The organism is Kribbella sp. CA-253562, from assembly GCF_050942265.1.
In the GTDB taxonomy this organism is placed as follows: Bacteria; Actinomycetota; Actinomycetes; order Propionibacteriales; family Kribbellaceae; genus Kribbella.
Genome location: NZ_CP192049.1, coordinates 5,964,581 through 5,988,013, shown reverse-complemented (window position 1 = coordinate 5,988,013; position 23,433 = coordinate 5,964,581). Strand labels below are relative to the sequence as shown.

At 70.5% G+C, this 23,433-nt stretch carries 27 protein-coding genes and 1 pseudogene; 11 read left to right on the top strand and 17 right to left on the bottom strand.

Annotation, left to right across the window (positions count from 1 at the left end; all coding sequences use genetic code 11):
• The first annotated feature begins 113 nt into the window (after positions 1-113).
• Both ACQPXM_RS28220 and ACQPXM_RS28215 read left to right on the top strand, forming a co-directional pair.
• Complete coding sequence (locus ACQPXM_RS28220; protein ID WP_432938872.1) at positions 114-755, top strand: class I SAM-dependent methyltransferase; 642 nt, start codon at positions 114-116, stop codon at positions 753-755.
• A gap of 74 nt (positions 756-829) precedes the next feature.
• Complete coding sequence (locus ACQPXM_RS28215) at positions 830-2,413, top strand: MFS transporter (RefSeq protein ID WP_432938869.1); 1,584 nt, start codon at positions 830-832, stop codon at positions 2,411-2,413.
• Between the two features lie 22 nt (positions 2,414-2,435).
• Here ACQPXM_RS28215 and ACQPXM_RS28210 read toward each other — a convergent pair whose 3' ends face one another.
• Both ACQPXM_RS28210 and ACQPXM_RS28205 read right to left on the bottom strand, forming a co-directional pair.
• Positions 2,436-3,380: an NADP-dependent oxidoreductase gene (locus tag ACQPXM_RS28210; RefSeq protein WP_432938867.1), complete on the bottom strand. Its 945-nt coding sequence runs from the start codon at positions 3,378-3,380 to the stop codon at positions 2,436-2,438.
• Between the two features lie 94 nt (positions 3,381-3,474).
• The gene (locus tag ACQPXM_RS28205; protein WP_432938864.1) at positions 3,475-4,803 is read right to left on the bottom strand and encodes an FAD-binding oxidoreductase; all 1,329 of its coding nucleotides are present in this window, start codon (positions 4,801-4,803) and stop codon (positions 3,475-3,477) included.
• Between the two features lie 71 nt (positions 4,804-4,874).
• Between ACQPXM_RS28205 and ACQPXM_RS28200 the strand changes: the two genes are divergently transcribed.
• Positions 4,875-5,744, top strand: coding sequence for an NmrA/HSCARG family protein (locus ACQPXM_RS28200; RefSeq protein WP_432938862.1), 870 nt, complete (start codon positions 4,875-4,877; stop codon positions 5,742-5,744).
• Here the strand turns inward: ACQPXM_RS28200 and ACQPXM_RS28195 are convergent.
• A complete protein-coding gene (locus tag ACQPXM_RS28195; protein WP_432938860.1) occupies positions 5,741-6,313 on the bottom strand; it encodes a TetR/AcrR family transcriptional regulator in 573 nt (190 codons plus the stop codon). The two genes, ACQPXM_RS28200 and ACQPXM_RS28195, sit on opposite strands and share 4 nt — an antisense overlap.
• Before the next feature lie 572 nt (positions 6,314-6,885).
• Here ACQPXM_RS28195 and ACQPXM_RS28190 point away from each other — a divergent pair.
• Positions 6,886-7,431 (top strand): hypothetical protein, encoded by a 546-nt coding sequence (locus ACQPXM_RS28190; protein ID WP_432938858.1) that lies wholly within the window; start codon positions 6,886-6,888, stop codon positions 7,429-7,431.
• A gap of 42 nt (positions 7,432-7,473) precedes the next feature.
• Here ACQPXM_RS28190 and ACQPXM_RS28185 read toward each other — a convergent pair whose 3' ends face one another.
• Positions 7,474-7,608, bottom strand: coding sequence for a hypothetical protein (locus ACQPXM_RS28185; protein ID WP_432938855.1), 135 nt, complete (start codon positions 7,606-7,608; stop codon positions 7,474-7,476).
• A 188-nt stretch (positions 7,609-7,796) separates the two neighbouring features.
• On the bottom strand, positions 7,797-8,522 hold the full coding sequence (locus ACQPXM_RS28180; protein ID WP_432938852.1) for a hypothetical protein: 726 nt from the start codon (positions 8,520-8,522) through the stop codon (positions 7,797-7,799).
• Between the two features lie 164 nt (positions 8,523-8,686).
• Between ACQPXM_RS28180 and ACQPXM_RS28175 the strand changes: the two genes are divergently transcribed.
• Positions 8,687-9,133, top strand: coding sequence for a PH domain-containing protein (locus tag ACQPXM_RS28175; protein ID WP_432938850.1), 447 nt, complete (start codon positions 8,687-8,689; stop codon positions 9,131-9,133).
• Positions 9,134-9,145: 12 nt separating this feature from the next.
• On the opposite strand, the gene ACQPXM_RS28170 is transcribed toward ACQPXM_RS28175, so the two are convergent.
• Complete coding sequence (locus ACQPXM_RS28170) at positions 9,146-9,511, bottom strand: hypothetical protein (RefSeq protein ID WP_432951201.1); 366 nt, start codon at positions 9,509-9,511, stop codon at positions 9,146-9,148.
• A gap of 62 nt (positions 9,512-9,573) precedes the next feature.
• Between ACQPXM_RS28170 and ACQPXM_RS28165 the strand changes: the two are divergent.
• From ACQPXM_RS28165 to ACQPXM_RS28155, 3 genes and pseudogenes are all read left to right on the top strand, one after another.
• A pseudogene (locus ACQPXM_RS28165) lies at positions 9,574-9,717 on the top strand (response regulator transcription factor); the annotation flags it as partial.
• Between the two features lie 105 nt (positions 9,718-9,822).
• Positions 9,823-10,563, top strand: a complete 741-nt coding sequence (locus ACQPXM_RS28160) for an SDR family NAD(P)-dependent oxidoreductase (protein ID WP_432938848.1) — start codon at positions 9,823-9,825, stop codon at positions 10,561-10,563.
• Positions 10,564-10,704: 141 nt separating this feature from the next.
• A complete protein-coding gene (locus tag ACQPXM_RS28155) occupies positions 10,705-11,514 on the top strand; it encodes an MBL fold metallo-hydrolase (protein ID WP_432938846.1) in 810 nt (269 codons plus the stop codon).
• Between the two features lie 14 nt (positions 11,515-11,528).
• On the opposite strand, the gene ACQPXM_RS28150 is transcribed toward ACQPXM_RS28155, so the two are convergent.
• The 10 genes from ACQPXM_RS28150 to ACQPXM_RS28105 all read right to left on the bottom strand — a co-directional run bounded on the left by ACQPXM_RS28150 (position 11,529) and on the right by ACQPXM_RS28105 (position 19,617).
• Positions 11,529-12,773, bottom strand: a complete 1,245-nt coding sequence (locus ACQPXM_RS28150; RefSeq protein WP_432938843.1) for a pentapeptide repeat-containing protein — start codon at positions 12,771-12,773, stop codon at positions 11,529-11,531.
• Between the two features lie 95 nt (positions 12,774-12,868).
• Positions 12,869-14,095 (bottom strand): MFS transporter, encoded by a 1,227-nt coding sequence (locus ACQPXM_RS28145; protein ID WP_432938840.1) that lies wholly within the window; start codon positions 14,093-14,095, stop codon positions 12,869-12,871.
• Positions 14,095-14,619, bottom strand: coding sequence for an ArsR/SmtB family transcription factor (locus tag ACQPXM_RS28140; RefSeq protein ID WP_432938837.1), 525 nt, complete (start codon positions 14,617-14,619; stop codon positions 14,095-14,097). The genes ACQPXM_RS28145 and ACQPXM_RS28140 overlap by 1 nt, the downstream gene beginning before the upstream one ends.
• Before the next feature lie 77 nt (positions 14,620-14,696).
• Entirely contained in the window at positions 14,697-15,899 is a 1,203-nt protein-coding gene (locus ACQPXM_RS28135) for an RNA polymerase sigma factor (protein ID WP_432938835.1), read from the bottom strand.
• Positions 15,899-16,315: a YciI family protein gene (locus tag ACQPXM_RS28130; protein WP_432938833.1), complete on the bottom strand. Its 417-nt coding sequence runs from the start codon at positions 16,313-16,315 to the stop codon at positions 15,899-15,901. Before ACQPXM_RS28130 ends, ACQPXM_RS28135 begins: the two co-directional genes overlap by 1 nt.
• A 109-nt stretch (positions 16,316-16,424) precedes the next feature.
• Positions 16,425-16,877 (bottom strand): DUF6463 family protein, encoded by a 453-nt coding sequence (locus tag ACQPXM_RS28125; protein ID WP_432938830.1) that lies wholly within the window; start codon positions 16,875-16,877, stop codon positions 16,425-16,427.
• Between the two features lie 80 nt (positions 16,878-16,957).
• Complete coding sequence (locus ACQPXM_RS28120) at positions 16,958-17,611, bottom strand: response regulator transcription factor (protein WP_432938827.1); 654 nt, start codon at positions 17,609-17,611, stop codon at positions 16,958-16,960.
• 1 nt (position 17,612) lies between these two features.
• Positions 17,613-18,851, bottom strand: coding sequence for a sensor histidine kinase (locus ACQPXM_RS28115; protein ID WP_432938823.1), 1,239 nt, complete (start codon positions 18,849-18,851; stop codon positions 17,613-17,615).
• Positions 18,852-18,886: 35 nt separating this feature from the next.
• Entirely contained in the window at positions 18,887-19,318 is a 432-nt protein-coding gene (locus ACQPXM_RS28110) for a DUF3515 domain-containing protein (RefSeq protein WP_432938820.1), read from the bottom strand.
• A gap of 62 nt (positions 19,319-19,380) precedes the next feature.
• Positions 19,381-19,617 (bottom strand): Lrp/AsnC family transcriptional regulator, encoded by a 237-nt coding sequence (locus ACQPXM_RS28105; RefSeq protein WP_184806149.1) that lies wholly within the window; start codon positions 19,615-19,617, stop codon positions 19,381-19,383.
• A 127-nt stretch (positions 19,618-19,744) separates the two neighbouring features.
• Between ACQPXM_RS28105 and ACQPXM_RS28100 the strand changes: the two genes are divergently transcribed.
• Genes ACQPXM_RS28100 through ACQPXM_RS28090 form a run of 3 tightly spaced genes read left to right on the top strand, consistent with a single transcriptional unit; the run spans position 19,745 to position 22,260 of the window.
• A complete protein-coding gene (locus tag ACQPXM_RS28100; RefSeq protein ID WP_432938817.1) occupies positions 19,745-20,707 on the top strand; it encodes a thiamine-phosphate kinase in 963 nt (320 codons plus the stop codon).
• A 51-nt stretch (positions 20,708-20,758) separates the two neighbouring features.
• On the top strand, positions 20,759-21,580 hold the full coding sequence (thiD, locus tag ACQPXM_RS28095) for a bifunctional hydroxymethylpyrimidine kinase/phosphomethylpyrimidine kinase (RefSeq protein WP_432938815.1): 822 nt from the start codon (positions 20,759-20,761) through the stop codon (positions 21,578-21,580).
• Positions 21,577-22,260, top strand: coding sequence for a DinB family protein (locus ACQPXM_RS28090; RefSeq protein WP_432938813.1), 684 nt, complete (start codon positions 21,577-21,579; stop codon positions 22,258-22,260). Before thiD ends, ACQPXM_RS28090 begins: the two co-directional genes overlap by 4 nt.
• On the opposite strand, the gene ACQPXM_RS28085 is transcribed toward ACQPXM_RS28090, so the two are convergent.
• A complete protein-coding gene (locus tag ACQPXM_RS28085) occupies positions 22,222-23,382 on the bottom strand; it encodes an ROK family protein (RefSeq protein WP_432938811.1) in 1,161 nt (386 codons plus the stop codon). The two genes, ACQPXM_RS28090 and ACQPXM_RS28085, sit on opposite strands and share 39 nt — an antisense overlap.
• Positions 23,383-23,433 lie beyond the last annotated feature (51 nt).

Sequence of the window (23,433 nt, the reverse complement as noted above, 5' to 3'; positions counted from 1 at the left end):
GCGTCCAGTTTGCCATTCGGCAACAACGTTTGCGAGAGCGATTGCCGACGGCCACCATCGGAAGCGTGGCCGGGCTGCTCCGGCCGACGCTGTACCGATGAGGAGAATCGCCGATGACGCACTCGTTCGACCAGGAGTACTGGGATCAGATCTGGCAAGGAGACGGCGGAGCGTCCATGGGCACTGCTGCACCGAACCCGTATCTGGCGCGGGAGCTCGGCGACCTGCCGCCCGGGTCCGCCCTCGACGCGGGGTGCGGAGCCGGAGCCGAGGCGATCTGGCTGGCCACCCGTGGCTGGCAGGTCACCGGGGCGGACCTCGCTTCGGACGCGCTCGCTCGCGCGGCTGCTCGCGCCGCCGAGAGCGGCGTAACGGAACGGGTGCAGTGGGTCCGAGCGGACCTGTCCACGTGGGAGCCGGACGCACGGTACGACCTGGTCACCACGCACTATGCGCACCCCGCGATGCCGCAGTTGGAGTTCTACGACCGGATCGCCTCCTGGGTCGCCCCTGGCGGCACCCTTCTGATCGTCGGCCACCGGCACCATGACGCCGCCGGAGGCCACGGTCACGGGCACACCAGCGATGGGCCGCCCGCCTCAGCTTCTGCGACCGCCAACGCGATCACGACACGTCTCGACCCGGCTGAGTGGGAGGTCGTAACCGCCGCGGAGGTGGACCGGGCCCTCTCCGGTCATGGCGGCCGCGAGGTCGTGCTGCACGACGTCGTCGTCCGGGCCTCCCGCCGCCGCTGACCTCACCGATCGACCAGCGCCGGCCCTCAGCGGCTCCTGGCGCGGCTTCGCCCTGCCCTCTCGAAAGGACCCTTGTGAGTACGAACCCAGTCCCGGCCGACCCTTCGGGCGCGACCATTCACGACGCGCGCCGGCGGCGTACGGTGCTGATCGCGGTGTGCGTCGCGTTGATGGCCGTCGTCGCCTCGGTCACCGGCCTGAACGTCGCCCAGCCACAGCTCGCCGTCGAGTTCGGCGCGTCCCAGACCGAGGTCCTGTGGTTCATCAACCTCTACACGATCAGCCTCGCCGCGCTGCTGCTGCCGCTCGGGGCGCTCGGCGACAGGTGGGGACGCAAACCCGTTCTGCTGATCGGGCTGATCGTCTTCGGTGCCGCGAACGTCGCCGGCGGGCTGGCCGTCTCCTCGGAGATGATGCTGGCCTCGCGGTTCCTGGCCGGGGTGGGAGCCGCGATGATCATGCCGGTCACGCTCGCCGTGATCACTTCGACCTTCCCCGAAGCCGAACGCTCGAAGGGAATCGGCGTCTGGACCGCGGTGGCGGGCGGCGGCGGCATTCTCGGGATGTACCTGTCGGCGCTGCTCGTCGACGTCGCCACCTGGCGATGGCTCTTCGTGCTGCCGATCGCACTCGTTCTCGGGTCGGCCGCGCTGATCCTGCGGTCGGTGCCCAACTCCCGCGAGCACACCGCGCACCGCTTCGACACCGTCGGCTCGATCACCTCCGTCGTCGCGGTGGTCGGTCTGATCTTCGTGCTGCACGAAGGTCCGGTGCACGGGTGGACCGAGCCCGCGACGCTCGTCGCGCTCGTCGGTGGCCTTGTCGCCGCGGCCGGCTTCGTGGTGTGGGAACTGCGCCAGGTCGCGCCCCTGCTCGACGTACGACTGTTCGGTCAACGAGGTCTGGCCAGTGGATCGGTCACCCTGCTCGCGGTCTTCGGGGTCCAGGCCGGGATCATGGTGGTGTTCTTCCCGTTCCTGCAGGCCGTGCTCGGCTGGTCCGCGGTGAGCGCGACGCTGGCGATGATGCCGATGGCGCTGCTGATGATGTTCGCCTCTGCCTTCGCCCCGCGGGTCGCCGCCACGATCGGTACTCGCTCGACGATGGCGACCGGCGTGCTGCTCGGCGGGATCGGGCTGGCCCTGATGGCGGCGTTCGTCTCCGTCGACCGGGGCTTTCTCTCCGTTCTTCCCGGCATACTGGCGCTGGGGCTGGGGATGGGTCTGTCCATGACGCCGTCGACCGAGTCGATCACCAGCTCGCTGCCGCGCGAGCGCCAAGGTGTCGCCTCGGCGCTCAACGACGTGACCCGCGAGTTCGGTACCGCCCTCGGCATCGCCCTGCTCGGTGCCGTCCTGTCCGCCGGCTACCAGGCCTCGATCGACTCCAAGCTCGACGGCGTACCAGCGGAGCTGGCCGACACCGCCCGGGAGGGTGTCGCGAACGCCGTCGCGGCCGCCGGCGGGGCCGGTCCTCAGGCAGACGCATTGGTGCGAGCCGCCCAGGAGTCGTTCGTCGACGGTTGGTTGAACGCCATGTGGGTCGGGGCCGCCGTGATGGCCGTGCTGTTCGTCTACGTGCTCGCCCGTGGTCCTCAGTCCCCGGTCGTCGACCGGGCCGAGGAGGACTCGGAGGTCAGATCGCCTTCAGCACCCTGATGCGGTTCGGTGGTGAGCGAGGTCAGGCGTTCGGGGTGAGGACGACGACCTTGCCGGACACCGCGCCCTGGGCGGCTTCGGTGTGCAGGGCCGGGAGGTCCTCGAGCTGGATCCGGCGGCTGATGTCGATCCGCAGGTCGCCCCGGTCGACGGCGGCGACGAGATCGGCGAGTTGGCCGGCGTCGCTGCGGACGAAGACGTTCAGGCCGCGGACGCCGCGCGCTTCGTCGCTCGGGGCTTGCATCCACACCGTGGTGTTGACGACAGTTCCGCCGTTGCGGACGAGGGTCGCCTGCTTGGCGAACTCCTCGGGGTCGATCGGTGCGAGGTTGAGCAGCAGGTCGACCGGCTCGCTCAGCGCGGCGACGACATCGGTGGTTGTGTGGTCGACGATCTCGTCGGCGCCCGCCGCCCGGACGCGGTCCGCGCTGCGGGGGCTCGCCGTCGCGGCGACGTACGCACCGGCGTTTTTCGCCAGCTGAACGGCGTACGCACCCACGGCGCCGCCGGCTCCGGTGATCAGCACGCGCTGCCCGGCGGTGAGCTGACCGAGCTCGAACAGGGCCTGCCAGGCGGTCAGTCCGACGATCGGCAAGGCCGCCGCGTCGGCGAGCGGCACGCTGCTCGGTGCGGACGTCAGTACTTCGGCGGGAGCGATGGCGTACTCGGCGGCCGCGCCGGTGCCGGCCATGGGGAGGAAGCCGATGACCTTGTCGCCGATCGCGAGGTTCTCGACACCGTCGCCGATTGCGTCGACCGTGCCGGCGACGTCGATGCCGGGGGTGTGCGGCAGGGCTACCGGGAACGGGCCCTGGAGGCCGCCGCCGCGGATCCCGGCGTCGACGGGGTTGAACGACGTCGCGGCGACCTCGAGCCGGACCTGCCCGGCGGCGGGGACGGGGAGGTCGACGTCCTCGTAGCGGAGGACGTCGGGGTCGCCGTACTGGTGGAAACGCACTGCCTTCATGAGGAGCTTCCTTCGCTGGTTGTGGTTGCTTCGAATTCGAAGCACTTGCTGTCGACGGTAGCACTGCTTCGAACTCGAAGCAACTTGCAGGCCGTCAGCTGAGCAGGCGGGAGCGGCGGATGCGGGCCCTCGGGTCGACGGCGTCGGCGATCGCCCGGGCGCGGTCCCGGATCTCCTTCGGCAGTGCGTCGGGCACCGTCGCGGCGCCCTCGATCCACGAGCCCGGCGTGGAACCCGCGTCGGCCGACGACCAGACGGTTCGGGTCCGGGTGAAGCCGGCCTCGATGCGCTCGCGGGGGAACCGGCCGAGCGGTGCGACGGCGTGGTAGATGAAATCGCCCGGCGGTGTCACGACGGCGCCGGCGCGGCTGGTCGGCGCTCCGGCGACGTGCCGGATCTCCATCATCACGATCGGGTCGTCGTCCGCGGCCGCCGTCCCGAGCAGCGCCGCGGCGAGGTCGGGCGTCGACACGTCGAGCCATCGCGCGTCGCCGATGGCCGGAGTCGCGGTGGGTGGGTCGAGGTGGATCCGCGAGAGTCCCGCCGCGTCGGTCGGGCCCCACGTGTCGGACACGGGTGTCGCTGCCGCCCGCATGGCGTCGAGCAATGGGTCTGCCGTGGTGGGACCGTCGGGGTCGGCGATCGCCAGGTGGACCGCGACCTTGCCGTGGAGTTCCTCCGGGAACGGCGGCAGGGGCGGAACGTGCAGCACTCCGATGCTGGACGAGACGCTGCTGCCGAGGGTTGCGATCCGGCTCGACCAGGCGGCCATGAGTTCCGGCAGTGCTTCGGCATGCCAGAGCAGTGCGCCGGCATGAAGGTCCGGAGCTGGTACGAGGTCGAACTCCAGTGTGTGCGCGATCCCGACGCCGCCGGCTCCGCGGAACGCCCAGATCGCCGCGCGATCGATCTCCTCGGCGGCGTCGTCCGCGGCGACCCGGTGGCGGCCGTCGCCGTCGACGTAGTGCACAGCTCGGAGGGCTGCACTCGCGAGCCCGTTCCGCCGTACGAGCCAGCCGATGCCGCCGCCGAAGGTGTAGCCGGACACGGAGACGCTCGGAGCCGAACCGGCGAGCCCGAGTAGGCCGTGTTGCTCGGCGCCGGCGTTCACCGCGGACCAAGTCGCGCCGGCCCCGACCGTGGCAACGCGCGTTTGCGGGTCGATGGAGATGTGGTTGAGGCGCGAGGTGTCGAAGAGGACCGCTCCGTCGCCGACCGGAGCTCCGGCGCCGTGACCGGTGGCCTGCGGGACGACTTCGAGTGCCGCGCTCGAGGATCGCGCGAGGTCGTCCACGGCTTCGAGGGCGGGCGCGAGGTCTTCGGGGCGGTTGATGACGGCGACTCTGGCGGGTCGCTGCTCGACGGAGGAGTTGTGGGGCTGGGTCGCGGCGGCGTACCCGTCGGCGTGCTGATCGAGAAGCATGCGCCCAGGCTACGGGAATAACCGGACGATTTCTTCCGCTTAGACGGATACCTTCTCAGATTGGATGACTCATGAACCATCGTCAGCACCCCATCGCCGTCGTCGGCGCGACCGGCCAGCAGGGCAGCAGCGTGATCGAGGCTCTGCTCGAACAGCGGCACGCGGTGCGCGCACTCGTCCGTGATCCGGAGTCCGCCGGTGCGCGGGCCCTGACGGCCCGCGGCGTCGAGGTCGTCGCCGCCGACCAGGAAGACGGCGCGTCACTGCAGCGAGGACTCACCGAGGTCTCGGCGCTGTTCTTCATGACGACGTTCGCGGGATCGGACGGACCCGACGGCGAAGTACGCCGTGGCCTGACCGTCGCGGACGCCGCGGCGCGGGCGGGTGTCCCGCACGTCGTGTACTCGTCCGTCGGTGGCGCCGAGCGGGGGACGGGGATCCCGCACTTCGAGAGCAAGTACGAGGTCGAGCGGCGGCTGCGCGACGTCGTACCGGTGAGGTTCGTCCGGCCGACGTTCTTCATGGAGAACCTGGCGCCGCAGCTCGCCGATTCGGGCAGTGGCGAGCTGGTGCTCCGGCTGCCGCTTGCCGGTGACGTCCCGCTGCAGATGATCGCCGTCCGCGACGTCGGTGCCGCGGCCGCGCGTCTGTTGCTCGGCCCGGACGCGATCGACGGTGACGCGATCGAGCTCGGCGGCGACGAGCTCACGCTGGCGCAGGTGGCCGAGCGTACGGCGGAGGCCCTCGGCCGGCCGACGCGGTACGAGGCGTTGCCGCTCGAGGTGCTCGGCGACGACGAGGATCTGCGGGCGATGTTCCGGTGGTTCGGAACCGTTCCGGCGTACCAGGCGGACTTCGGCCTGACGCGCCGCCTAGTCCCTGAGGTGCAGGACTTCGCGTTGTGGGTGACCGCGCAGTCCGGCGTACGGGCGTCGGTCTAGTCGGAACCGGGTGCGATGCCGCGGAGGAACACCGCCCGCTGCTCCGCGGCCGCACTCGGCCAGTCCGGCACGTTCGACATCGGCTGCGCGAGCATCGCCCCGAAGCGCACCACGGTGCCCGCATTGACATCTTCGCGCACTGAGCCGTCCCGATGACCGCGCTCGACGATCGCGGACATCGTCTGCCGCATTCGCGCCCGCAGCTCGGCCGACTCCGTGCCCTCGGTCATCGGTGCCCCGTGCAACGGAAGCACCAGCTCGTCCCGGCGCTCGAACGTGCGATGCAGGAACCGGCTGATCGCGTCATGCCCGGTCTCACCCGATACCAGCGCGTCCTCCGCCTCGGCCAGAATCAGCCGGTACGCCCGAACCGCCATCGCCTCGAGCAACGCTTCCCGATTCGGGTAGCGGCGATACAACGTCCCGACCCCGACCCCGGCCTCAGCCGCGATCTGCTCCATCGGAACGAACTTCCCCTCCGCCAGCCCCGCCCGCACAGCGGCCGCGATCAGCCGCTCAGCGTTCTCCGCCGCATCCTTCCGAAGCTTGCGCGGTCGCGGTGAGCTCACGATCAACAGATCCTACGCGAGGGGCCTGCTCCCGAACGGGTCGACCGCGCCAGGCCGCGGCCATACCGGTGCCCGGGGCAGGCCGGGAGTTCGTGCGACCGCGGCAAGTGTGCCCGGGGGACCTGCGGCGGATACGCGCGACTACTGTGCCGTCGGCGGCCAGTCGGTCTGCGGAGTGCTTTCTGGGGTGGGCGATGCGTGGAGTTGGGGTTTTGCTGGCGTGCGTGGCTGTGCTGTTGGCATTGGCCGGCTGCGACACGGAGGAACCGGCCGCGCGTCCGGCCACGGCTACGCCGGTGCCCGGGGAGACGGGGAGCTTGTGCGAGCGCGTACGGCCAACGCTGCCCGGCGAGTGGCGAGCTGAGGATCAAGCGCCCAGCGCGATCCCGCTCTCGGATCGTTGCTGGCTCACGGACTCCACGAACGAGAACAACCGGTACCGGATCCAGGTCTCGGTCCTGCCCGTGTCAGCACAGGACGCCACCCAACTCCGGAAGGACGAAGCGAATCGGTTGAAGCAGCAGTCCATGGCGGAGCCAGTTGACGGTGGGCTCGGGCCGGACTCCTGGTCGGTGAACGAGCGCACGCTCGGTCCTTGGCTGGTGTTCCGGACCAGCGGAAGGCTGGTGAAGGTCGGCCAGTACCTCCTTGGTGACGAGCAGTTGGACGCGGTCAAGGCGCTCGCGAGGACCATCGCCAGCCTGCCCGGAATCCCGCCTGCGCCGGCGAATGTGCGCCAGCCGAAATGTGAGCGCGCCACCGCTGCGGCCGAAGCTCTGCTGGGCGCCAAGACAACGTCCCGGCGCGACACCATCGACGGTGGAATCGTCTCGTGCCGCTGGGCCACCCTCCGAAAGGCTGTTTTCGTCGCAGGCGGCGGACCAGGCTCCGAGCCGTTCATTTCGTTCAGGAATCTCCGGGACGCTGGAACGGAACAGTCCTTCGGGAACCACCGCGTCCACGTCGGCACCGAAGGCTGGCAGCAGGACAACGGCTTCCTGGCCTATCGCGTCGGCGAAAGAACGTTCGTCGACGTCGAGGTGTACCCGATGGCACCAGAGAAGTCCGCCAGCATCGTCGCCTTGGCACGAGCGATGAAGCCGGCGTACACACGCTGAACCGCGGCCGGACGCTTCGGCGCTCAGGTGACAAAGGTGCTCTCAGTCGGTCTGATCAGCGGACAATCGCTCGAGTTGCCGGCGCATTCGCTTGAGCTGGTACAGCTGTACGCCGTTGACCAGCGCGCCTGAAGTCAGCAAGGCCGCGAGAATGTAATTGCCGTCGGCAAGGTTCATGCTGTGCCCGCGGCAGGTCACCGGCTGGGTTGCGCAGATCGCGCCGCTGCCGGACCAAGATGTACGCCAGCGCGCCGCCGAACATCACGCCAGCGACGACACCGGCGATCGCCGCCACCTGCCATGGGAGCGAACCAGGCGGGCTGATCGGTCCTGGCGCCGGGAGTTCGGCGCCAGGACCGGTGGGGTCAGCGGGTGGTGGTGGCGCTGGCGAGGTCCCAGCTGATGGGGGTGGAGTACAGCGCGAAGCGGTAGTCGCGGACGGGGCTGTAGCGGTAGGCCATGGTGGCTTCGCCGGCGGTGTTGGTGGTGACGGCCTTGAGGTTCTTCCAGATGGTGGTGCCGCGGTCGCGGTACTGGAAGACGCCGCTGGCTGAGCGCTTGAAGAAGACGTTCTTGCTGACCGAGTACAGCAGCGAGGTGCCCTTGAGGGTGACCACGTCGGCGGTGCGGGTGGAGGAGATCCAGGCGCCCGCGGCGAGCTTGACGGTGGTGATGGGGGTGTTCTGGGTCAGCGGCTGGTCGGCCGGGTCGACGGCGCCCTTGGGGACGAACTTCTGGTTGCCGATCGGGTCGTCGGCGTAGATGTCCCAGGGGTAGGTGGTGTCACCTTCCTCGAAGCCGACGTCGGTGACCTCGCCCTTGCTGGGGTGGGTCAGGGTCCACAGCGAGAAGCTGCCGGTGGCGGTGCAGTTGCCGGTGATCCGGGTGGGCAGTTCCATGTACGGGCGGCTGATCGCGACCCGGGTCGGTACAGACAGATTGCACACCCCGGCAGCGGCCGCGGAAGTGGTGGCCTTGGACAGGCCTGCGGGCGGAGTGGGGCCGGGCCGCCCGGCGGACGCGGTCGCCGGAGCGATCGCGGCGAGGCTGGCGGCGACGGCAAGGGTCGTCAAAGTACGACGCAGGTTCATGCGGGGTTCCCCCAGAGAGATGAAATGAGCGGCGCTGTTTCCCCCCAGCGCCGTGATGGCCGGGAGCATACACAGACAGTGACCTCAGCCGTCAACTGCTTGTTTCAATCCCCGATCCGGTAACGCTGCGTCAACGTCCAACGATGTAACGATCGGAAGGAGAGTTGTTCCGGATCGGCCTCGTCGGAGCAACGCTGATCACGGCAGCACTTGGCGTCAGTGGAGCGCTGGCGTCCGCGCTGGGCTGGTACCCGTGTGTCGAGATCCGGGAGGAGTCGCTGGTGGTCAGGAACCCGCTGCGCGACACGATCGTGCCCTGGAGGGTGATCACCCGTGTCGACGACGACAGCACCTGGGTCCGGCTGCAGACCCCGTCGGGATGGATCAGGTGCTTCGGCGTCGAGCGGACTCTCGCCGACCAGATCATGACTTCCAGCCGGCCGACCAGGATCTCTCAGGAGATCGAATCGCAGGCCGCAGCTGGGAAAAGTTCTGGCGCAGCGGGAGACGAAGTGCTGCGGCGATGGCGTCGGCCGACAGGATGGGAGCTCACCACGTCGACCGTCTGGGTGCTGCTCACGTTGTTCACTCTGCTTGCGTACAAGGCCTGAGAGCGATCGCGGTCAGCCGCGCTGGGGAGAGAAGACGTCGTACGTGGGGAGCCGGGCGCTGGACTGGTCGGTGCGGCGGCGGTGGGCTCGGAGGGCTGTGAGGGCGGCGGTGAGGCCGAGGCCGGTGCAGGCTCCTACGGCGGTGGCGAGTTTGCTGATCTGGAACCAGACCTCCAGCGGTTCGTCGAACCAGCCGAGGACGGAGACGATCATGCCGAGCCAGGCGCCGGTCGTTGTCGCGGCGGCGGCGGTCCAGAGCGGATGGGTGGGCGGGTACGGCGAAGGCTCCGGGTCCGCGGTGGGTGCTGCTTCGGCGTGCTCGGTCGCCTCGGTGGCGACGACGGCGGCCTCGGAACGGTCCCGGCTGCCGGTCTGCATGGTCGCTCCTCCAACAGTTCTGCTCGGCTCGGCTTCCAGTTTTACTCGCCTGTACCCAGCGCCCAAGCAACAGCGAAATCGCCGCCACGCTGGTGATCAGCCACGAGACCGTCAAGACCTACGTGTCGCGCATCCTCGCGAAACTCGGCTTGCGCGACCGGGTCCAGGCGGTCGTTTACGCCTATCGCCGCGGCCTGGTCACCTGAGCGGCCGCTGACACTCGGCGACCTGGAACTCCCTCCGGGCCAGCAGGAGGGCACGAGGTCTGTGGAATCGGGGCGACCATCGACAACTGCGGAGGGTGTGCGGGGATGCGGGTTTGCGTCGTGACGGGCGGGGGCGGGGTGCGGATCGGCAGCGGGATCTGCCGGGCGCTGGCGGGCAAGGGATGGGCCGTGGTGGTCGCGGACCAGGACCTCGATGCGGCCGAGACGGTGGTCGAGGAGCTGCGCGCGACGGGCGGGACCGCCGTACCGATGCGGTTGGACGTCACCGATGACCAGTCGGTACGCGACGTCGTGGCGGCGACCGTTGCGGAGTACGGGCAACTTGATGCCTTGGTCAACAGTGCGGGCGTCGGCCTGCGCAAGCACGGCGCGGAGGCGACGCCGGAGGAGTTCGACCGGCTGCACGCGATCAACTACCGCGGGCCGTGGACGTGCATCCGCGAGGTGGTGCCGATCATGGTCGGCAACGGCGGCGGCAGCATCGTGAACATCGGGTCGGTGCACGCGGCCGGAGCCGCCGAGACCTTCACCCTGTACGCCGCGACGAAGGCGGCGCTGACCGCGCTGACCCGGGGGATCGCGCGGGACTACGGCCGGCACAACATCCGGTGCAACATCGTCCATCCCGGCGCGGTCGAGGCCCGGGGCAACGAACACCTGCTGGCCGATTTCGTTGCCACCAAGCAGATGCTGCCGGCCGCGGTCGAGGCGATCGACATCGGCAACGCGGTCGCCTTCCTGCTCTCGCCGGAGGCCCGGTCCGTCACCGGTGTCGAGCTCTTCGTGGACGCCGGTACCACGGCGATGCTGTTCGAGCAGCGGTGAACGCTGCCCAGGCGGAGTCTGCTTGACCACCCCGCGAGGCGGCGGATGATTTTCGTGAGCTCCCGAGCACCGTCGGTGGTCCTCGCCGAAGGGTTGACTGACCGGCCGGGCAGGCAGACCATCCGCTGTAAGGGGGCAATCATGGAAATTCATCGCATCGGATCCGACGTGAGCGTGCTGAACGACCAACTCCCGATCCCGGGGATCGGCTTCCTGGCCATCAACGCTTTCGTGCTCCAGGCAACTGAACCGGTGGTCGTCGACACCGGGCTGAGCCTTCCCGACCGGGGGTTCCTGACCGCGCTCGGCACGGTGATCGATCCGCGCGACGTGCGCTGGATCTGGCTGACGCATCCCGACCGGGACCACACCGGTGCGCTCTTCGACCTGCTCGACCTGGCCCCGCGGGCCAAGGTGGTCACCACCTTCATCGGCGCGGGCATCATGTCCACCGAGCGGCCGCTGCCGATGGACCGGGTGTACCTGCTCAACCCCGGTCAGTCACTCGACGTGGGCGACCGCACCCTGCGCGCCTTCCGGCCGCCGCTGTTCGACAGTCCCGCGACGGTGGGCTTCTACGACGACAAGTCGGGGGTCTGCTTCAGTTCCGACTGCTTCGGCGCGCCGATGCCGACCAGCGAACTGGCCGGCGGCAGCGAGGTCCGCGACGTCCCGCGGGACGACCTGCGGGCCGGACAGTTGCTGTGGGCAACCCTCGACAGTCCCTGGATCCACTCCGTCGATCAGGACCGGTACCTGGGCACCGTCGACCCGATCCGGGCGATGGACCCGGCCGTCATCCTCAGTACGCATCTGCCGCCCGCCGCCGGGCAGACGGCGGAGTTCCTCGACATGCTCACCGTCGCGCCGGGCTCCGACCCGTTCGTCGGCCCCGACCAGCACGCGCTGGAACAGATGCTCGCGAGCTTCGAGCCCGCTGGTTCGGCGTAGGCGGCAGGGGTCGTCTACCGGTTGAGCCAGTCGGGCAGCGTCAGGAATCGGCCGGCCGCGGCGGGGAGGTCTCGTGGCGGCTTGCCGTTGGCCGGGAGCTTCGCTTGGGAAAGGTTCACTTCGCCGCCGGTGAACCGGGCGCCGCGGAAGTTGACGGTGGTGCCGGCGAACACCGCGCCGGTGAAGTCGACGATGCTGCCGGAGAACGTGGCGCTCAGGAACCCGACGCTGCCGGCGGTGAACTTCGTGTGCCTGAAATCGACCCGTCCACCGGCGAAGTTCGCGCGGGCGAAGTTGACGAGGCTTCCGCAGAACGTGGTGTCGCGGCTCTTGTCGAGCAAGAACGATCGCCCGCTGAAGTTGACGGTGCCGGCGGCGAAGTGCGCGCGCCGGAAGCTGAGCACGCCGCTGGCGAACTGAACGTCGGTGAACCGGACGGTGCTGCCGGTGAACCGTGCGGCCCTGAAGTTGAGGCTGCCCTCGGAGAACCGCGCTCCGGTGAAGTCGACGGTGCCGTCCGCGAACTCCGCGCCGGTGAAATCCACAGGGCTGCCCGCGAACACCGCACCGGCGAAGCGCACGCCACCGGAGAACACCGCACCGCTGAAGTCGCCGCCGTCGAAGACCGCTCCGGTGAAGTCGAGGTCGTGGCCGTGCCAGGGCCGGGTGGCCGACGGCTGCAGATGGGCGCCGATGAGCCGGACGACGGTGAGGCGGACCTCGCGTTCGCCGGCGTCGCCGCCCGCCGGATCGTAGGGCAGCCGAAGATAAGCGCAGAGCACGTCGATGCACTGCTGCCGTTGTTCGCTCCAGTCGTCCGCGAGCCGGGACATCGCGTACACGCCGGCCAGCCGTACGGCGGCCTTGTCGTGCCCCAGGAGGTCGGCGGCGTCCTGGTACCGGCTGCTGAACAGCCGCCGGTCGTCGCGATGGCTGCCGGCCTCCTCGACCCGCGCCCGCTGGTAGCCGATGATGAGCGCGACGGACGCTCCGACGCCGGCCGCCAGGCCAAGAGCGATCTTCACCAGATCCGCGAGCAGTCTCTGCTGATCTCCTGTTGCTGTCGCCGGATCGGACCGCGGGTCGACGCCGAGCAGCCACGCCAGCAGCAGGTAGAGCCCGACCGCGCCGGCCAGCGCCGCGCCGACAGCCGCGGTGGCTTGCAAGGCCAACGGTCCCAGGGACGGCGTTCGCGCGAGGTCACGGTCGCGATGCCCGTCGGGGATCAGGCCCAGTACACGCTGACGCCAGCTCGCCATTCCTCCTCCAGGACGCGGGAACCTGCCTCCACCGTGCAGCGACCGGGATCAGGTGTCCACTCGTCACGAGGTTCGACCTCGGTCGAGTCGCGGGCTCAGTGGGTGTCGCTGGGCGCGACCGTCGCCCGCGGAAGATCGCGGACCGACCGTGACACCAGCGGCGCCAGCGCGATCACGACGTACGCGACGCCGGCCACGATCATCACCGGCTGGATGCCGAAGGCCAGGCCCAACGGGCCGAAGGCGAGCTGGCCGATGGGGATCGCCACGAACGAGCCGAGCATGTCGTAGGAGTACGCACGGGACAGCATCTCGTCGGGCACGTGTTCCTGCATCGCGAGATCCCAGCCGAGCCCGAAGACCTGGACGCCGAGACCGGCCAGGAACGCCGCGACCATCCCGGCCGCGAGTACCGGCTCGAAGCCGAGGACCAGCATCGGCAGGCCCTGGAGGGCGACGGCCAGCATGCCCCAGCGCAGCGGGCGATGGAACGAGATCCGGATCAGGATCAGCGAGCACACCAGGAAGCCGACCGCCTGGGCCGAGCGGATCAGGCCCCAACCGGCTTCGCCGAGGTCGGTCTGGGTGGCGAGCACCGGGCCGAGGGTGTTGAACGCGCCGCTGACGATGGCGTTGAGCAGGGAGAACGAGGCAACCACCACCCACAGCCACGTGGTGGCGCGGAAGTAGGTCCAGCCTTCGCGCAGGTCGGCGACCACCCCCTTGCTCACCTCGGCCGGACGAGGAATGCGGACGCGGGTCAGAATCAGGGCCGCCAGCAAGTACGTCACGCCGTCCACGGCCAGCGCCCACCCCGGTCCGATCACGACCACGAGTACGCCGCTCACCGCCGGGCCGAGCACCATCAGCGCGTTCTCCGGTACGGCGATCACGAGGTTCGCGGGTTTGAACAGCTCGCGCGGGACCAGCTGCGGCAGCACGCCCGCCAGCGCCGGCATCCGCGCCGCGGTGGCCGTGCCGTTGATCGCGGTGAGGATCGCGAGGTGCCAGATCTCGGCGGTGCCGGTGATCACCAGCCCGGCGATCGCGAGCTGGCTCAGGCCGGACGCGACGTTCGTAGCCTGGATCACCACCGTGCGGCCGAACCGGTCGGCCAGGACGCCGCCCGCCAGCAGGAACACGACCACCGGGATGCTGTGCGCGGCCAGCACCGTGCCGAGGGCGCCGGGCGAGTCGCTGACGTGCAGTACCGCGAAGGCCAGCGCGACGCCGGCCATCGTGGTGCCGGCCCGGTCGATCAGCCGGGCCAGCCAGTAGGAGCGGAAGTTCGCCTCTTTGAGCGGGGCGAGCGCGTTGCTCATCAGCGGTCCTTCCGGGTCATCTCGAAGATCCACGACGTGGCGCTGACGTGCACGGTGCCCGGCGTACGCGGTGGCTGGTTGTGGTCGTGCATCAGCGCCGACGCCTCCGCCAGCAGCTCACCAACCCGCTCGTTGACCTCCGGTGGCACCCAGCCGTCGATGTCGCTGAAATGGCCGGACGTCCGCCGCTTGCGCTGCCGCAGCCGCCGCTCGAGATCCCGCGCGAGGGCCCGCAGTTCGGCGATCCGGCTCTGCGTGGTCACGATGCGACGACGCTGTCCGCGGTCCTCGTGGGGATAGCGGTACCGCTTGGCGACGCCGCCGCGGATCCGCTCCTCGCCGGCCTCGACGATCGTGCCCGACTCGGCCAGCAGCCGCAGATGGTACGACGCGTTCGCATGCGTCAGGCCGAGCTCGCGAGCCACCTCGGCGGCGCTCATCGCCGATCCGGTGAGCAGCGACAGGATGCGCAAGCGCACCGGATGAGCCGCCGCCCGCAGTTCCTTGATGCCGTCGTCGGCCATCGCGTCCCACTCCCCAAGAAGTCTTGGGCAGTATGGTGCCGACCGGTCACCTCGACTGTCAAACGGTTATTGGGCGGTCAGAGCCCGGCGAGCTTCTTGTTCAGGTACCGGCGTTGGGGAAGGCTGGTGGCCAGCGAGGCGGCCTGTTCGTAGGCGGCGCGGGCAGCCTCCGGATCGCCCGACATCTCCAGGAGATGGCCCCGGACGGCGTGCAGCCGGTGGTCGTGGGTGAGGCGGGAGTCGGTGTCGATCGTGGCCAGGAGCTTGAGGCCGATCGCCGGTCCTTGCGCCATCGCGACCGCCACGACGTGGTTCAGGGCGACGATCGGATTGTCGGTCAGCCGCAGCAGTACGCCGTACAGGGCGGCGATCTGCGGCCAGTCGGTCTCGTCGGCGGAGGGCGCTTCGTCGTGGACGGCGGCGATCGCGGCCTGCAGCTGGTACGGGCCGAGCGGGCCGCGGGGGAGAGCGGCGGTGATCAGGGCGACGCCTTCGTCGATCGAGCAGCGGATCCAGCGGGAGCGGTCCTGCTCGTGCATGGGGATCAGCTCGCCCGAGGGCCCGGTCCGGGCCGGGCGGCGGGCGTCGGTGAGCAGCATCAAGGCCAGCAGGCCGGTCACCTCGGGGTCGTCGGGCAGGAGTTCATGGATCAACCGGCCGAGGCGGATCGCCTCGGTGGCCAGCTCGACGCGGTGCAGCTGCGGGCCCGTCGTACTGGCGTAGCCCTCGGTGAAGATCAGGTAGATCACCTTGAGTACGGCGTCGAGCCGATCCGCGTGGTCGGGCGGCAGCGAGAAGCGGGCGCCACTGGACTTGACCGACTGCTTGGCCCGGGTGATCCGCCGGGTCATCGTTGCCTCCGGCACCAGGAAGGCGCGGGCGAGCTCGGTGGTGGTGAGACCCCCGACGGCGCGCAGGGTGAGCGCGATCTGGGACGCCGGCGACAGCGACGGGTGGCAGCACAGGAACAGCAGGATGAGCGTGTCGTCGGAGTCGGTGATCGGCTCGGGCGGCACCGCGGACCACAGCGCGACTTGGTTCTCTCGTCGCTGCCGTGCCTGTTCGCTGCGCAGCAGGTCGGTGAGCCGACGCGAGGCCACCGTGATCAGCCAGGCGCGCGGGTTGTCCGGCGTGCCCTCGACCGGCCACTGCCGGGTGGCGGCGAGCAGCGCTTCCTGGACCGCGTCCTCGGCCGTGTCGAAGTGCCCGTACCGGCGGACCAGCGCGCCGAGGACCTGAGGCGCGAGTTCGCGCAGCAGGTCCTCGAGCGGGCGGTCCATCAGCCGAGCAGGTCCTCGCGGCCCTCCATGATCGGCCGGATGTCCGCATACGCCGTCGCGCGCACGGCCTCCGGCGCCGGGGTGTCGCCGAGCCGCGAGGCGATCTCGACCGCGCGGTCGAACGAGTCGCACTCGACGACCCAGTAGCCGGCCAGGACCTCCTGCGTCTCGGCGTACGGGCCGTCGGTGACCACCGGCTCGCCATTCTTCGAGCCGATCCGGCGGGTCAGCGCGGGCGCGGCCAGGCCACGGGTCTCGACCAGTTCGCCGGACTCGGCCAGATCGGCGTTGAACTTCTCCATGAACGCGCCCATCGCCGCGAAGTCCTGCTCGCTCCAGGCGGGCTTGCCGGAGTCCTGCCCGGCCATGCCGTCGTAGTCCTGCTGCGAGGCGTAGGTCAGGATCATGTACTTCATCTCGGTCTCCCGTCGGTGTGGAGTAACACCACTGTGGTGCCTCTCACCGGGAACGTCGACGCTCCCGCACCGGACCGGACACACCTTCGCGGAAAACTTCGGCTCCGGTTCAGTGCTCCAGCCGGCGGCGGCTGGTCCAGCCACCGGCCGCGAGCAGCACGCCGATGGTCAGCAGGGCGAACGTTCCGCCGTCGAAGCCGCTCAGCAACCCGATCAGCAGAGACCACGCGACCACGCCGCCGCCCAGCCAGCCGGGCACCCGGTGGCCGCGCCGGGTCAGCCACGTCACGAGCGAGCCCAGCAGGAGCAACGGCACGCCGAAGCTGCCGGGGCTGAACCAGAAGGCTTCGGCGGCGGCGAGCTGATCGGCCGACGGGTTCAGGCTGACGGTCTTGAAGAATCCGTCGTCGGCGATCTGCGCCCAGACGTCGCGGCGCATCACGGCGGAGACCACGGTGTGGAAGATGCCGCCCCCGATCGCGAGCAGCCCGCCGGCAGCGGACAGATCGCGCCACCAGACGCGCGACGTTGACGGTTTGGGAGTCGTGTCGATGAATGCCATGGGCATCAGCCTGCGCGCCGGCCCGCCCGGAGACGTCCACCGCAGGGAGTGATCCGCTCGACCGAAATGATGAGATCCGGCTAGCCCGGACGGACGAGCCCGTTCTCGTAGGCGAAGATCACCGCCTGGACCCGGTCGCGGACCTCGAGCTTGGCCAGTACGTGCGCGACGTGGGTCTTCACCGTCGCCTCGGACAGGAACAGCCGTTGAGCGGTCTCGGCGTTCGAGTGCCCCCGAGCGATCTCCAGCAACACGTCACGCTCGCGGGCGGTCAGCCGGTCCAGCAGCGGCGACGCCTCACGGCCGTCCCGGACGGTCGCCAGATGCTCCAGCATGCGGCGGGTCGTGGACGGCGCGATCACGGAATCGCCGGCATGCACGGCGCGGATCGCGTGCAGCACCTCGTCGGCCGAGGCGTCCTTGAGCAGGAACCCACTCGCTCCCGCGCGCAGCCCGGCGAACGCGTACTCGTCGAGATCGAAGGTGGTCAGCACGATCACCTTGGGCGGGTTCTCGCGGGCCGTCACCAAACTCGTGGCCTCGACGCCGTCCATCCGCGGCATCTGGACGTCCATCAAGACGACGTCGACCTGGGTCTCGGCGAGCCGAGCGACCGCCTCGGCACCATCGGCGGCCTGCAGGACGATCCGGATGTCGTCGGTGGCGTCGACCACCATGGCCAGGCCGACCCGGATCAGCTCCTGGTCGTCGACCAGCGCGACTCTGATCGTCATCTCACCCCTGTCTGTCGCGGGCGTGCCACTGCGCCCGTACCCGGAAGCCGCCATCGGCCGGACCGGCCTCGAACGTACCGCCCGCAGCGTGCACCCGCTCCTCGGCACCGCGCAGACCGGCCCCGGCCCCGGGCATCGCCGGGCGGTCTTCGGCGTTTCCGCCGTTGTCGGCGACGGTGACGACCGACGTCCGCGGTGAGTGCTCGACCGTGATGGTGACCGTGGGGTTCGAGCCCGCATGTTTCACGCTGTTGGTCAGCGCTTCCTGGACCACCCGGTACGCCGCGGTCGCCGCGCCCGGCGTCATGGCCACGGGCGTGCCCTGCTCGGTCAGGCGGACGTCGACGCCTGTCGCGCGGACCCGCTCCACCAAGGCCGGGATCGCGGCGAGCGACGGCTGCACGGCCTCCTGCGGCGAGGACTCTCGCAGGACCTGCAGCGTGCCGCGCATGTCGGTCAACGCCTCCCGAGCGGTCCCGGCGATGACCGACAGAGCCTCGGCTGCCCGGTCCGGCGACTTGGCGGCGATGGCGGCCCCGCCTTCGGCCTGACGCACGATGACCGCCAGCGAGTGGGCCACGATGTCGTGCATGTCACGGGCGATGCGCTGACGTTCGCCGGTCACCGCACGCTCGGCGGCCTCGGCAGCTTCTTCGGCCTGCCGTTGCCGCCGGTCGAAGTGAGAGCGGCCCACGGACCAAGTGCCGGCGACAGCCGCGACCAGGGCGAGGAGAGCCAGCAGCAGCGTCAGCCAGCCGGCGGGCAGCGCGCCGTACGCCGTGGCCGTTCGCGCGGTGCACAGCACCGCCCCGGCCAGGCTGATACCGAGGGCCAGCAGGCTCTTGGCCGGGCTGCACTGGGTGGCGACGGCGTACAGCAGCACCAGGTAGACCGCTGAGGAGGGAAGGAAGAAGAGCGGGATCTCCATCTCCGCACCCGCGTCGGCCAGTCCCAGCCCCGCGGTCCGAATCATCGTGTTCGGCAGGGCGACGGTGACCGACATCGCCAGTGTGGCAAGGACGAACGCGGCTTCGGTGGCGATCCGCCGCAGCGCCACGGCGGCCAGCACCACGAGCCCACAGAGTCCGGCCGTCCAGAGCACCCAGGCAGGCGATGTCGCCGCGCGCAGGATCTCCAGCGACAGTGGTCCGGCGACCGCGGCGATCGCGAGCGCGAGAAGGACGTCCGGCACGACCGGATGGGCCCGCAGCCACCGGTCGGTGCGGCCGGTCGAGGTCATGGCTCGATCGTAGGCCCGGGTGCCGTCACCAGCGGTCAGGTGCAGGGCGTGATCAGGGTGTTGTGCGCCTTGACGGCGTCCGAGACGTCGGTCAGGGCATTGGCCTCGGGGGCGTACTTGGCGGGGACGGCGATCTCGACGTAGAGCTTGCGGCCGATGGTGGTGAAGATGACGCCGTTGCCGGCCTCGTTGGCGAACCAGCCGACACCGTTCACCTCGAAGCACTGCGACTGCGCCTGGGCCATGCCGGCCGGCGGAGCCACGCCGCAGGTGATCTCGATCGGCGGGTCGCCGTACGCCGCGGTGAGTGGGCTCGGCGGGTCGGTGTCGCGCCGTTCGGCGTCGAGGATCTTGGCCGGCAGCGCCTTCACCAGCGACGTGCAGGCCTCGGCGACCTCGGGCGCCGGCTGCGGTACGGCGACCGGTACCGGGTCGGAACCGCACCCAGCCGCGACGGCGAGCAGCACGACCGCCGTGGAAGCAGCACCGAGTGCGCGCCCACGGCGGGTCGGGACAGGCCGGTCGATGGTCAGATGTGGACGACGGGGCAGGTCAGCGTGCGGGTGATGCCGGGCACGTTCTGGACCCGGGCCACGACCAGCTTGCCGAGTTCGTCGACGTTGCGGGCCTCGGCGCGCACGATCACGTCGTACGGGCCGGTGACGTCCTCGGCCAGGGTGACGCCCTGGACCTCGGCGATCTGCGCTGCGACGTCGGCGGCCTTGCCGACCTCGGTCTGGATCAGGATGTAGGCCTGGACCACCACGTCGTTCTCCACTCAGTCGTCCTCAGCGGGCACCGGCCACAGTACTGCAGAGCGGCCGGGCGTACTCGTCGTTGCCACGTCACCGTACCGCCTAGACTCCAGTCGGCGATATGGGAGGTCGACTGACGTGACAGAGACGTTGGGCAGTACCGGGGAGTTCGGCTTGATCGAGGCCGTCACCCGGGGGCTGTCCCGAGGTGAGGACGTCCTGGTCGGGCCGGGGGACGACGCGGCCGTGGTGGCGGTGCCGGACGGGCGGATGGTGATCACCACCGACCTGCTCGTGGAGGGCCGGCATTTCCGGCAGGACTGGTCCTCGGCGTACGACGTGGGCCGCAAGGCCGCCGCGCAGAACCTGGCCGACGTAGCGGCGATGGGAGCCCGCCCGACCGCGCTCGTGGTCGGCTTCGGCGGACCCGCTGACCTGCCGACGGCGTGGGCGGTCGAGCTCAATCAGGGGCTGTCCGACGAGGCCGATCTGGTCGGCGCGAGCATCGTCGGCGGCGACACCGTGCAGTCGGACAAGATCGTCGTCTCGGTGACGGCCTTCGGTTCGCTCGACGGCCGCCAGCCCGTACTGCGTTCCGGCGCGCGTCCTGGCGACGAGTTGGCGTTCGCGGGCCGGCTGGGCTGGGCCGAGGCCGGGTACGCCGTGCTCACGCGCGGCTTCCGCTCGCCCCGCACGGTCGTCGATGCGCACCGCCGTCCTCAGCCCCCGTACGCCGAAGGCCCGCGGGCCGCGATCGCCGGGGCGTCGTCGATGTGTGACGTCAGCGACGGCCTGATCGCCGACCTGCGTCATCTCGCGGAGGCGAGCCAGGTCGTGATCGACGTCCGGACCCGGGCGCTGGCGATCCCCGAACCGCTGCAAGCGGTCGCCGCGGCCACCGGCCTCGACGCGCTGACGTTCGTGCTGACCGGCGGCGAGGACCACGCGCTGGTCGGCACCTTCGAGCCGGCCGACGTGCCCGACGGCTGGACCGTGATCGGCACGGTTGCTGAGGGCAACCAGATCGTGCCGGGCGGGACCGTCACCGTGGACGGCGAGTTGTTCGCCGCCGAGGCCGGGCACTCGCACTTCACCAGCTGAACGGCGCGATCCGGTGACCACCGCACGAACCGACAGAGTCGAGGAGCAGAGATGACGTCCGCCCCGCCCAGAGTGCTCACCGTCGCCGGATCCGACTCCGGCGGCGGCGCCGGGATCCAGGCCGACCTGAAGGCGATGCTGGCCAACGGCGTCCACGGGATGAGCGTGCTCACGGCGATCACCGCGCAGAACAGCCTCGGTGTCCAGGGTGCGTGGGAGTTGCCGGCCGAGCAGGTCGAGGCCCAGTTCCGCAGTGTGGTCGACGACATCGGTGTCGACGCGGTGAAGACCGGCATGCTCGCGTCGGCCGGCATGGTCCGGGTGGTCGCCGCGCTGCTGCGCACGCTGCCGCCGGAGGTGCCGATCGTGATCGACCCGGTCGCGGTGTCGAAGCACGGCGACGCCCTGCTCGGTGCCGAGGCGATGGAGGCGGTGCGCTCCGAGGTGGTCCCGCTGGCGACCGTGCTCACGCCGAACCTCACCGAGCTCGGTCCGGTGGCCGGTGTGGAGCTGCGGACGCTGGACGACCGTGAGCTGGCCGCGAAGACGCTGCTGGACGCCGGTGCGCAGTGGGTGCTCGTCAAGGGCGGCCACGACTCCGGTGACACCGCCGTCGACGTGCTGCACGGCCCCGGCGTACGGCAGGAGTTCAGTGCGCCGCGGGCGGACAACCGGCACACGCACGGCACCGGCTGCACGCTGGCCAGCACCATCGCGTCGTACCTGGCCCGCGGGTACGACGTACCGTCGGCAGTAGGGGCGGCGAAGCAGTACGTCACCGGTGCGATCGCGAACGGGTTCGCCCTGGGTGGTGGAATCGGGCCGGTGGATCACGCGTGGCAGTTCCGAGGGTTCAAGGGAAGTGGTCAGTGAGCAAGCAGCAGCCGCCGGTCGACGGGCTGTGTGAACAGTGCGGGTTCAACTACGGCACGGGTGACCTGCAGGGCACGGTGACGTTGCTGATCCGGCAGGCGGCCGAGTCGGCGATGGCGCTGACCAAGGCCGCCGCCGGACCGGACCCGGACGTCGTCCGGCTGCGGCCCGAGCCGGACGTCTGGTCCGCGATCGAGTACGCCTGCCACATCCGCGACGTGCTCGAGGTGCAGCGGCAGCGGATCGCGCAGTGCCTGGCCGAGGACCGGCCGGTGTACGCGCCGATGGACCGCACCGGCCGGGTCAAGCAGGACAAGTACGAGTTCCAGAACCCGGTCGAGGTCGGCGCCGCGGTGATGCGGTTCGCGCGGGAGTTCGGCGCGGCCGCGCGGGTGCTCACGCCGCAGGAGCTGGGCCGGCTCGGGCTCTACAACTACCCGGTCCGGGCGCCGCGCACGCTGAGCTGGATCATCCGGCACACCGCCCACGAGATCCAGCACCACCGGCACGACATCATCGAGATCCTGGCCAAGGTCGAGCCGCCGATCGTCCCGGCGCCGAAGCCGGTGGTCGAGGAGACCGCGGACAGCGATCAAGCGGTCGAGGCGCAGGCGGACGACAAGGACGCGACCGAAGAGCAATCAGCCGCGACCGAGAGCGTCGGCCCAGGCGGTCAGTGACGCCTCGGACGTGAGGTGGTCCAGGCCGAGCGCGCCGGCACCGCGCAGTACGCCGTCCGTCGGGTGGGCCGCGTCCAGCACCGGCGGGGGAGTGGACCGGTGGAACGCCATCAGGTTGTCCGAGTACGCCGCCGCGAACGCATCCGGTGCAGCGGCTCGCAGGGGCACCGCCAGGCCGCCGAGCGTGATCACCTCCGGATCGTGGGCGTTGACCAGGCCCGCGATCCCGGCACCCAGCGCACCCGCCACGGACTCGATCGCCGGGCGAGTGCGCGCGGTGGGCTGTCGCAGCAGCTCGTCGGCGTAGCCGTACGGGTCGTCAGGTGCCGGCTCGCCCAGATGGCGGGCCAGGGCGCGACCGTCGATCTCCAGGTCCCAGCAGCCAAGCGCGCCACACGGACAGCGGACCGAGCGGTCGCCGTACGGTGTGTGCCCGTACTCCCCGGCCGTACCGTTCGCCCCACCCACCGGTACGCCGTCCAGCAGGAGCGTGCCGCCGATGCCCACCTCCACGATCAGGTGCAGCGCGGTCCCGGCTCCGGCGGCTGCGCCCGTCCTGGCCTCGGCCACTCCGGCGAGCGTGGCGTCGTTGCCTGTCAGCAAGAACAGCCCGGTGTCCCGCACGACAGGGGTGAGGTCGACGTCGGTCCAGTCGAGCGTCGACGCCTGCAGCAGGACCAGACCGCGCACAGTGCCGGGTACGGCGAGGGCGACGGCGCGCAGCCGGTCGCCGTACTGCGCTCGAGTCGCGGCGACGACCTCGCGCAGTGCGGCCAGCACGGTGTTCGGGCGTCGGCTGTGGTGCCGGCGCGGCGGGAGCTGGTCCAGTGAGCCGTCCAGCGAGACCACCCCGCTCCGCCAGCCGCCCTGCCGAATCTCCAGCGCCAGCACGACCGGACCAAGCGGGTGCGCCGCGAGCACGGTGGTCGGTCGCCCCCGGCCTTGGATCGGTGCGGGAAGCTCACTGAGCAGCTGCAGGTCGCGCAGCCGGGTGGTGACCTCGGTGGCCGAGCCGGTGCTGAGCCGGAGTTCCTTGGCGACCGCGGCCCGGGTGATGCCCGGCCGGCGGCCCAGCAGGCCCAGCACCTCGGCGCCGGTCTGCCACCGCCCTCGCCTGCTCATGCCCGGACCCTCCCACACCATGGTCAGCTCTTGCCGTCCCCAGGTCCAGCA

Bases quoted from the DNA above. Each gene is read 5' to 3' on its own strand.
- ACQPXM_RS28220 (WP_432938872.1), top strand. From the start codon at position 114: ATGACGCACTCGTTCGACCAGGAGTACTGGGATCAGATCTGGCAAGGA.
- ACQPXM_RS28210 (WP_432938867.1), bottom strand. From the start codon at position 3,380: ATGAAGGCAGTGCGTTTCCACCAGTACGGCGACCCCGACGTCCTCCGC.
- ACQPXM_RS28205 (WP_432938864.1), bottom strand. From the start codon at position 4,803: ATGCTTCTCGATCAGCACGCCGACGGGTACGCCGCCGCGACCCAGCCC.
- ACQPXM_RS28200 (WP_432938862.1), top strand. From the start codon at position 4,875: ATGAACCATCGTCAGCACCCCATCGCCGTCGTCGGCGCGACCGGCCAG.
- ACQPXM_RS28185 (WP_432938855.1), bottom strand. From the start codon at position 7,608: ATGAACCTTGCCGACGGCAATTACATTCTCGCGGCCTTGCTGACTTCA.
- ACQPXM_RS28180 (WP_432938852.1), bottom strand. From the start codon at position 8,522: ATGAACCTGCGTCGTACTTTGACGACCCTTGCCGTCGCCGCCAGCCTC.
- ACQPXM_RS28170 (WP_432951201.1), bottom strand. From the start codon at position 9,511: ATGCAGACCGGCAGCCGGGACCGTTCCGAGGCCGCCGTCGTCGCCACC.
- ACQPXM_RS28160 (WP_432938848.1), top strand. From the start codon at position 9,823: ATGCGGGTTTGCGTCGTGACGGGCGGGGGCGGGGTGCGGATCGGCAGC.
- ACQPXM_RS28155 (WP_432938846.1), top strand. From the start codon at position 10,705: ATGGAAATTCATCGCATCGGATCCGACGTGAGCGTGCTGAACGACCAA.
- ACQPXM_RS28150 (WP_432938843.1), bottom strand. From the start codon at position 12,773: ATGGCGAGCTGGCGTCAGCGTGTACTGGGCCTGATCCCCGACGGGCAT.
- ACQPXM_RS28145 (WP_432938840.1), bottom strand. From the start codon at position 14,095: ATGAGCAACGCGCTCGCCCCGCTCAAAGAGGCGAACTTCCGCTCCTAC.
- ACQPXM_RS28140 (WP_432938837.1), bottom strand. From the start codon at position 14,619: ATGGCCGACGACGGCATCAAGGAACTGCGGGCGGCGGCTCATCCGGTG.
- ACQPXM_RS28135 (WP_432938835.1), bottom strand. From the start codon at position 15,899: ATGGACCGCCCGCTCGAGGACCTGCTGCGCGAACTCGCGCCTCAGGTC.
- ACQPXM_RS28130 (WP_432938833.1), bottom strand. From the start codon at position 16,315: ATGAAGTACATGATCCTGACCTACGCCTCGCAGCAGGACTACGACGGC.
- ACQPXM_RS28125 (WP_432938830.1), bottom strand. From the start codon at position 16,877: ATGGCATTCATCGACACGACTCCCAAACCGTCAACGTCGCGCGTCTGG.
- ACQPXM_RS28120 (WP_432938827.1), bottom strand. From the start codon at position 17,611: ATGACGATCAGAGTCGCGCTGGTCGACGACCAGGAGCTGATCCGGGTC.
- ACQPXM_RS28115 (WP_432938823.1), bottom strand. From the start codon at position 18,851: ATGACCTCGACCGGCCGCACCGACCGGTGGCTGCGGGCCCATCCGGTC.
- thiD (WP_432938815.1), top strand. From the start codon at position 20,759: ATGACGTCCGCCCCGCCCAGAGTGCTCACCGTCGCCGGATCCGACTCC.
- ACQPXM_RS28085 (WP_432938811.1), bottom strand. From the start codon at position 23,382: ATGAGCAGGCGAGGGCGGTGGCAGACCGGCGCCGAGGTGCTGGGCCTG.